General features: G+C 67.9%; 8 protein-coding genes and 1 pseudogene. 4 read left to right on the forward strand and 5 right to left on the reverse strand.

All coding sequences use genetic code 11. The annotated features are described in order from the left end of the window. The coding region (locus ACFYQA_RS36895; RefSeq protein ID WP_388927652.1) for a group II intron maturase-specific domain-containing protein at window positions 1–712 on the forward strand (712 nt) is incomplete at its 5' end. A gap of 100 nt (window positions 713–812) precedes the next feature. Here the strand turns inward: ACFYQA_RS36895 and ACFYQA_RS36900 are convergent. The 4 genes and pseudogenes from ACFYQA_RS36900 to ACFYQA_RS36915 all read right to left on the reverse strand — a co-directional run bounded on the left by ACFYQA_RS36900 (window position 813) and on the right by ACFYQA_RS36915 (window position 3,710). Then, window positions 813–1,295 (reverse strand): hypothetical protein, encoded by a 483-nt coding sequence (locus ACFYQA_RS36900; RefSeq protein ID WP_388927655.1) that lies wholly within the window; start codon window positions 1,293–1,295, stop codon window positions 813–815. 103 nt (window positions 1,296–1,398) lie between these two features. Next, a pseudogene (locus tag ACFYQA_RS36905) lies at window positions 1,399–2,085 on the reverse strand (glycoside hydrolase family 15 protein); the annotation flags it as partial. Beyond that, window positions 2,022–3,134: a glycoside hydrolase family 15 protein gene (locus ACFYQA_RS36910; RefSeq protein ID WP_388927658.1), complete on the reverse strand. Its 1,113-nt coding sequence runs from the start codon at window positions 3,132–3,134 to the stop codon at window positions 2,022–2,024. The gene ACFYQA_RS36910 and the pseudogene ACFYQA_RS36905, both read right to left, overlap by 64 nt. A gap of 141 nt (window positions 3,135–3,275) precedes the next feature. After that, window positions 3,276–3,710 (reverse strand): hypothetical protein, encoded by a 435-nt coding sequence (locus ACFYQA_RS36915; RefSeq protein WP_388927661.1) that lies wholly within the window; start codon window positions 3,708–3,710, stop codon window positions 3,276–3,278. An 83-nt stretch (window positions 3,711–3,793) separates the two neighbouring features. Here ACFYQA_RS36915 and ACFYQA_RS36920 point away from each other — a divergent pair, with 83 nt between their 5' ends. After that, window positions 3,794–4,471, forward strand: coding sequence for a helix-turn-helix transcriptional regulator (locus ACFYQA_RS36920; protein WP_388927710.1), 678 nt, complete (start codon window positions 3,794–3,796; stop codon window positions 4,469–4,471). Window positions 4,472–5,233: 762 nt separating this feature from the next. After that, window positions 5,234–6,223, forward strand: coding sequence for an aldo/keto reductase (locus ACFYQA_RS36925; RefSeq protein WP_388927664.1), 990 nt, complete (start codon window positions 5,234–5,236; stop codon window positions 6,221–6,223). Here ACFYQA_RS36925 and ACFYQA_RS36930 read toward each other — a convergent pair. Next, window positions 6,220–7,146 (reverse strand): DDE-type integrase/transposase/recombinase, encoded by a 927-nt coding sequence (locus tag ACFYQA_RS36930; RefSeq protein ID WP_388927668.1) that lies wholly within the window; start codon window positions 7,144–7,146, stop codon window positions 6,220–6,222. The genes ACFYQA_RS36925 and ACFYQA_RS36930 overlap by 4 nt on opposite strands. 611 nt (window positions 7,147–7,757) lie before the next feature. On the opposite strand from ACFYQA_RS36930, the gene ACFYQA_RS36935 reads away from it, so the two are divergent. Beyond that, on the forward strand, window positions 7,758–7,949 hold the full coding sequence (locus tag ACFYQA_RS36935; RefSeq protein ID WP_388927670.1) for a hypothetical protein: 192 nt from the start codon (window positions 7,758–7,760) through the stop codon (window positions 7,947–7,949). The last annotated feature ends 1 nt before the right edge of the window (window position 7,950 follow it).

A 7,950-nucleotide genomic window follows, 5' to 3' on the forward strand; every position in this document is an offset into this window, starting at 1 on the left:
AAGCCGGATGCGGGAGAACCGCATGTCCGGTTTGAAGCGGCGGGGACTGGAAACGGGGACTCATCCACCGCGCCAGTCCCCGACCCTACTCGACACGTGGATGGCGCGGGAGTTCCCGGCCGTCTGGTTCGAGCGCTATGCGGACGATGCAGTGCTGCACTGCGTCTCCGAGCACGAGGCCCGCCAGGTGCTGGCCTCGCTCACGGAGAGGATGGCCGAGGTCGGGCTGCAACTGCACCCGGCCAAGACCCGGATCGTGTACTGCCAGGACGGCTCACGCCGAGGCTCCTACGAGCACACCGCGTTCACCTTCCTCGGATACACCTTCCGCGCCAGGCGAAGCCGGAACCGGCACGGCAGGCAGTTCCTGTCGTTCGACCCGGCGGTCAGCAAGGATGCCCTGAAGAGGATGAGCCGGGAGGTGCGCTCCTGGCACCTGCACACCCGCTCGGACCTTTCTCTGAACGAGCTCGCCCGCAGGATCAACCCTGTGGTGGCGGGCTGGCTCAACTACTACAGCCGGTTCCGGCCGTGGGAGTTACGCACCTTCGCGATGCGCATCAACGCCTACCTGGTGCGCTGGATCCGCCAGAAGTACAAGCGGCTCGCGGGCAGACGGAAGGCCCACGCGAAACTCGTGGAGATCGCTCAGCGATACCCCCACATGTTCGCGCACTGGCGCCTGACGACGGATGCCGTACTGGCCTGCTGATCAGAACGACAAGAGCCGTGTAACGGGCGACTGTTACGCACGGTTCTGTGAGAGCCGAGGGGTGAGATTCCCCTCGGCTACTCGGCAGCCGGTTTGACTGTCAGGCTGCGAGCATGGTGAAGCCTCCGACGATGGCTCCGTAGCCGATGTGGGCGAGGGCAGTGACCACGGGAGTGCTCGGTCCGTAGTTGAGCATCAGGAAGCCGGGTGGTTCCAGAAGGGCCACCTCGGGGGCGCTGGTGAGAGGGCTGTCCATCCGGGGGTGGATGAGCGGCAGGAGAACGCTGACCAACGCGGTGCCGGCGAACGGACCGTGCAGGAGACCGAAGAGGGCGCCCAGCCACCAGCCGGCCGTGCCGATCGCGAGGAAGACTGCGTAGTACATGAACGCGAAGATCTCGCCGTTGAGGAAGTGCATCAGGTAGCCGACGGCCTTGGCGCGCGTGCGGTTGACGGTCACCGCCGTGCCGAGCAGGAAGGGCAGGTCCATGCGCGTCAGGCGCATCTCGCCGGCGGCGCGCAACGCGGTGGTCAGCACCAGTGTGCCGACGAACGCCCCGGCGACCGTTCCCCACGCGCTCATCCGCCCATCTCCTTGCCGTCGGCGTCGATGGCGCAGGCGGCAAGGAGATGGGCGCCAAGTGGCTCAGCCCCTGGGGCAGGTTTCCCAGGAAGTCACCGGTGGCCGGGTCGATCTCCTCGCTGTAGAGACCGACGTCGTTGGCCAGATCGACCAGGTGGTCCATCAATTCAGTGGCCTGGGTGAACTGTCCGGTGCGGGCGAGTGATTCGGCGAGCCAGAAGGAGCAGGCGAGGAAGGCGCCCTCGGGTCCGCTCAGGCCGTCTTCACCGGAGTAGCGGTCGACGAACGGTCCGTGCCGCAGTTCTTGTCCGATGGCCGTGATCGTGGCACGCATGCGCCGAACGTCGCCGTCGTAGCCGTAGAGGTGGCCGAGGAGGACGGCGGCGTCCAGGTCCTCGCTGCCGGCGGAGCGCACGTAGCAGTTGCGGCGTGGCGCGACGCAGCGGGTTTCGATGAACGTGGCGATCTCTTCGCGGGCGGACTGCCAGGCGACCAGGTTCCGGTCTGGAATCAAGCGGCGCTCGGCGAGTGCTGCTGCGCGGTCGAGCGCCACCCAGCACATCATCTTTGACTGGGTGAAGTGGCGGGGTGCGCTGCGTACCTCCCAGATGCCCGAGTCGGGATCCTGTCACGTGGTGCAGACCAGGTTGGCGAGTTCTGCCAGGCGCCGGGCGACGTCCGAGTCCAGCCGTCCGGCGGCCTGCGCGTACAGCGAGGCGGTCTGCATCAGCTCGCCGTAGGTGTCGAGCTGGATTTGACGGGCGGCCGCATTGCCGGTCCGGACCGGCAATGAGCCGCGATAACCCTCCCAGGGAAGGGTCTCTTCCGTGGTGTGGGCGCCGCCGTCCAGGCGGTAGAGGACCTGCAGGTGGGGTGGGTGAGCTGGGAGGCGTGCATCAGCCACCAGAAGTAGGCGTGTGCTTCCGTGGGGCAGCCGAGCAGCTGGAGGAAGGCGGCCAGGGTGAAGGCGGAGTCGCGGACCCAGGAGAAGCGGTAGTCCCAGTTGCGCTCGCCGCTGACGTGTTCCGGCAGTGATGTGGTCACTGCGGCCGCGACCGCGCCGGACGGGGCGAAGACCAGCATTTTCAAGGTGAGCAGGCTGCGCATCACCGCCTGGTGCCATCTGCCGGAGCAGATCCGGTCGTCCGCCCAGCGCCGCCAGGCCGCACACGTATGTTCCAGGCGTACGTCGCATTCGGCGCGGGTCGGCAGGACCAGCGGTTCCTGATGAGCGAACGGCATGGCGATCAGGGTGCTACCGCTCGGCGCCGTGAGGAAGCTGCCCTTGATCGCATCCCCCTCGCACCGGGGTTCGCCGGCCTTCCAGGTACATATGGCGAGTGCGTCTGCACCGGCTGTCGCCACCGGCACCCCCGCGCGCCGGACCAGGCGAGTGGGGCGGGTGCCGTAGCCGAATCGAGGCTGCACCCTCCAATGCATCCGTACGGCCCCGGACACGCCATCGACACGCCGTTGCAACTCACGCATCGGAACGAGCGCGACCTCGTCGTGCAGGGTCAGCGCGTCGGTAACACGCACGGTGCCCTGGGGGGCGACGAAAGTCGTCTCCAGGACGTTCGTGCCGGGCAGATAGCGGAGTTCACTGCGGTAGGGCACCGCCGGTTCCAGGAGGAACCGGCCGCCGCGGTGTGCGTCGAGCACAGCACCGAATACCGCGGGCGAGTCCAGATCCGGCAGTCCGAGCCAGTCCACCGACCCGTCGCGGGCGACCAGTGCCGCGGCCCGGCCGTCGCCGATCACCGCGTAGTCACGGAGCGGCACGTAGCCACCGGTCCGCGCCACCAGGCGATGGCGATCGGCTCTGGGAGAAGTGCCCACGGCTTCACCGTCTCATCGGATCTGCTCCATCGCGCTCGCGCGCGGCTGATCAGGATTCCAGGCGATCAGAGGAGGCGCGGCACTGCGGGTGGTGCCGTGAGACTCCACCCGCTGGAGGGGCTCAGTGCGCTCGGCGTCTGTTCACGGCCGCCGCTCGGCGTGGTAGTGCTGGGCGAGCCGTGCGAGCGCGACGGCGCCGAGGAGCAGTCCGAAGTCGCGCAGGGCGATGTCGTAGTAGTCCGGGATGGTCAGCAGGTTGACGATGATGCCGGCCAGCCAGCTGGCCACGAGCCAGCCCCCGAAGCGCGGAGCCAGCGCCACGGCGAGGCCGGCCACGATCTCGATCATCCCCACCGCGTACATGGCCGCTTGGGCGCTGCCGGGAACGAGGTCGTCGATCCACGGCGCGAGGTAGATGGGCCAGTCCACGAGCAGGTTGGTGAACTTGTCCAGCCCGAACAGGATCGGCGCCACCGTGAAGCCGGCACGCAGGATCACGAACGCCTGGTAGCCGGGGTCGGTGAGCACCGCCCGCCGCGGAGCGGCGGAGGTGGTGCTTGTGGTTACGGAGAACATGGCCCCCTCCTTCTATCGGCAATGTTCATTGGTAATAGAAGCGCCGATCCTGTCTATAGTCAATGGCTGTGGGTTTTACACTGGTGTTCGTGGACACCCCGAAGGAAGTACGCGACCCGGATGTCTCCGCCATCGCCGCCCTTGACGAGCCGACCCGCAGGAGGCTGTACGACCATGTGATACGTCAGCCGAGTCCCGTCGGCCGTGACGAGGCGGCCGCCGCCCTCGGGCTGGCTCGGCGGACCGTCGCGTTCCACTTGGACCGGCTGGCCGACGAATCGCTGCTGGACGTCGTCTACGAGCGCCGCAGCGGACGCTCCGGACCGGGCGCGGGAAGGCCGGCCAAGCTCTACCGCCGCTCGACGAAGCAGGTCGCCATCAGCCTGCCGGACCGCCGCTACGAGCTGGCCGGACAACTCCTTGCCCAAGCTGTGGAGGAATCCGACGCGACAGGTGAGCCGGTGCGCAAGGTGCTGCACCGCAAGGCCGGAGAACTCGGCATGCAACTGGGCGAGCAGAACAAGACGAACGTCTTCGACCTGCTGGAGCGCTACGGCTTCGAGCCACGCCACGAGGGCGACGCCATCGTTCTGGCGAACTGCCCCTTCCACGCGCTGGCCCGGGAGCACACCCGGACGGTGTGCGGCATGAACCTCCACCTGCTTCGCGGTGTCCTCGAGGGCAGGGACGAGGCAGGACTCCAGGCGTGCCTGGCGCCCAGCCCCGGACAATGCTGTGTCCGACTGCAGCCGGCCGCCTGATCAGGCCGGAGAGTGCGGAATCCCCGATCGCCCGCCGACACGACCGGTGTTGCGCATGCAGGCACCGAACCCGCAAAGCACGTGGCGTCTCAGCCGCTCTACGCCGCAGCCGAGTGCGCCTGACGCAGCCGGCTGGGTGCCCCACAGCTCCTCCCGCTGCAGCTGATCGCGGTGCCCGCCCACCCGCGCCGGGACATAACGCGGTTCGGCGGGAGCCCTCAGCTTGTCGGCCTGCCCCCTGCGGCACGGGCCAGACACGTTCGGCGTTACTTCTCGATGTCGGCCACCCGCTGTCCAGGTTCAAGGTAAATCGACCGAACCGTCGGAACCATGCTCTGCCCAGTGCGAATGAATCCGGCAGCAGCCCACTTTGGGGTATGGCCTGTCTCAACGTCCGTCGGAACAGGCGCCGTCAAGGCATCCTCGAGACCGCGCTGACAAGGGGTCAGTGGTTGACGGTGGTGGGGGTCTGCCAGGGGTTTCTGGCGAGTTTGTGCGGGAGGCGGGCGCGGCCGCCCTCGACCTGGCGGGTTTCTCCGCGCTTGCCGTCGCAGAATTGCTCTCGGCCTGGGTACGCCCGCAGACCGGCCCGGTCCAGGTGATCGGAAGTGCGGCGATCGACCGCACACCCGCCGCCGTGAAGCCGGTGTTGCCCGATGCCTCTCACAGGATGCCGGGCGGTGGAATTTGTCGCTAGATGGATGAAGGGCTTCGTGCCGTCCGAACGGCGAACGAGTGTGCAGGGAAAGGTTGGGACACGGAATGCAGAAGCGCAGTCTGCGGGACCTCCAGGTATCGGCCATCGGCCTGGGGTGCATGGGCATGTCCGCCTTCTACGGATCTGCCGATCAGGAGGAGGGGATCGCGACCATCCGGCGTGCCCTCGACCTCGGAGTGGACTTCCTCGACACCGCACAGATGTACGGGCCACTCACCAACGAGTCGCTCGTCGGCGAGGCGATCCGAGGGCATCGCGACGAGTACGTGATCGCGACGAAGTTCAACTATCGGATGGACAACGCCGTACCCGGCGACATCAGCACGGTCGGCCCGCAGGATGGCTCGGCCGAGCACGTTCGGAGCTCGGTCCATGGTTCCCTGAAGCGCCTGGGGACTGACCACATCGACTTGTATTACCAGCACCGAGTCGACCCGAACGTACCCATCGAGGAGACGGTCGGCGCGCTGGGCGAGCTGGTCGCCGAGGGAAAGGTGCGGTATATCGGCCTGAGCGAGGCGAGCGCGGAGACCATCCGGCGTGCCCACGCCGTGCACCCGATCGCTGCGGTGCAGAGTGAGTACTCGCTGTGGTCACGGGATGTGGAGGCCGAGGTGCTGCCCGTCTGCCGGGAGTTGGTCATCGGCTTTGTGCCGTACTCGCCACTCGGCCGCGGTTTTCTCGCCGGGCGGTTCACCTCGCCGGACGAGCTGGATGCGAACGACTGGCGCCGCGAGAACCCGCGCTTTCAGGACGCCAATCTGGAGGCGAACCTCCGGCTGGCGGCAAAAGTGAAGGAGATCGCCGCCGAAAAGGACGTGACCCCAGCCCAGTTGGCCATCGCCTGGGTGCTGGCCCGGGGCGAGGACCTGGTGCCGATCCCGGGTACCAAGCGCCGCACCTACCTGGAACAGAACGCCGCCGCGGTTGACATTGCACTGACCGAGGACGACCTGGCCCGCATCGATGTGGAGCTGCCCGAGGCTGTGGGTGAGCGGTATGACGAGGCAGGGATGCGAGCCGTCAATCGCTAGTACTGCCCTCGCGTACGCGAGGGAAAGACACCCGCTCGGGTGCTGCTGTGGAACACGGGCCGGGCCGTCGTGGTCGGGGCGACCACGGACCCGACCACGCCTTCATCCGCACCGTGCGCGGCCCGACCACGGCTGGTCGGACGGGTGGCGGGGTGTCCGGGACGACAGTGAATTCGAAGATGAACGCGTCGAACCACTCGTGGGCGTGGGCCGGCGAGTCGAACCGTTCGGGATGGTCCGCCATGTACTTCGTGGTCTTGAACTGGGCCTCGCTGTAGGGGTTGTCGTTGGAGACCTTCGGCCGCGAGTGCGACCTTGTCACCCCCCAGATCGATCAGCAGCCGGGAGTCCTTCCCGCTCGTCATCGAGGTGCCGCGGTCGGTGGGCACGGTCCCGGGCACGATGCCGTTGCGGGCGATGGTCTCGCGGATCAGCTCCTCGGCCCGCACGGCCGATCCGGCGGCCTCGACGGTGTGGCCGACGCGGTAGCGGCTGAAGATGTCGATGATGACGCAGGCGTGATGCCAGATGCCCCTGGCCGGTCCGGTGGTCTTGGTGATGTCGCAGGTGAACACCTGCGACGGGGCGGTGGCGACCGGCTCGGGCACCGCCCTGGCGGGGTAGGTGGCCTGTCGTCGGTGCTCGCCCGCCTGACCGTGCTCGGGCAGGATCCGGTGCGTCGTGGAGGCGGAGCGGTGGCAGCGCCCGGCGTCCAGCTCGCGGGCCCAGAGCTGCGCGGGCGCCAGTTCGGCGTACTCGTCGCTGTTCATCAACTCCAGTACCGCGGCCCGTTCTTCGGCCGTCAGGGCCGACGGCTGCACTCGCGGGGCACGTTCTTTGCGCGGTGGTGCCGGCCGGAGCCGGCGGTAGTGGGTGGCCCGGGAGCGGCCGGTCAGCCGGCACGCCGCGGTGATACCCAGCACGCCCTCGCCGCCGCCCTCTGCTGCTGCAAGCGCGACCTCAAACTGACCATGTAGGACACGGTGTAAGTCCACCGCCAAGGCGAAGCCGGCGCCGACCCCGACCGTTGCCAAGGAAGGCAAGTTCGTCGACGCCGGGCTCGCGGCCACGACGCGGAGATGGGCGCGTGAGTGCGTCGGCTCGTACGGATCCGGACTCCCGGACGGCCGGCCTCCCGGCACAGAGTCGCCCGGTGACGGCGCCACCGGACATAGCCGCCAGGCTCGCCGTCTCAGTGATCCAGGAGGGCGTGGTCCGGATCCCGCGGTGACGGCTGAACGCGATGGGTCTCCCGAGATGCCGATGTGCCGAGGCGTGACTAGGCTCATTGAGTGAATGCCGCAAGCACGGCACGCCCGGCCGACCGGTTCCCGAACCGAGCGGACCATGGCCACAGTGATCGCCCGCGTGTACCGACGGGCGGCCTGGAGGCGTCGGCGGTCGAGCCCGTGCACCGGATCGGCATGCAGTGACATTCAAAGACCCTGTCGCAATTTTCGTTTGCGGCTGCGGCCATCCATTCCCGCACTCCTTATTCGGGACGCGGGAGACGATGGAGCGAAAGGTATTTCCCATGCGAACACAACGCGCAAGGCGCCTCGCCACGGCGTCAGTCGCAGGGCTGCTGATGGCCGGCGGTGTCGCCGTCGGCACAGCAGGCACCGCTTCGGCCTCCCCTCAGAACTACAGCCACAGCCAGCGCTGCGAGGACGGCCACTCCTGGTGGAACAACGACTGCGGCTATGACAATGGCCGTGGCGGTTAAC

It is taken from the genome of Streptomyces sp. NPDC005774 (genome assembly GCF_042871645.1).
Lineage (GTDB): Bacteria > Actinomycetota > Actinomycetes > Streptomycetales > Streptomycetaceae > Streptomyces > Streptomyces pratens.

Bases quoted from the DNA above. Each gene is read 5' to 3' on its own strand.
- ACFYQA_RS36935 (WP_388927670.1), top strand. From the start codon at position 7,758: ATGCGAACACAACGCGCAAGGCGCCTCGCCACGGCGTCAGTCGCAGGG.
- ACFYQA_RS36915 (WP_388927661.1), bottom strand. From the start codon at position 3,710: ATGTTCTCCGTAACCACAAGCACCACCTCCGCCGCTCCGCGGCGGGCG.
- ACFYQA_RS36900 (WP_388927655.1), bottom strand. From the start codon at position 1,295: ATGAGCGCGTGGGGAACGGTCGCCGGGGCGTTCGTCGGCACACTGGTG.
- ACFYQA_RS36925 (WP_388927664.1), top strand. From the start codon at position 5,234: ATGCAGAAGCGCAGTCTGCGGGACCTCCAGGTATCGGCCATCGGCCTG.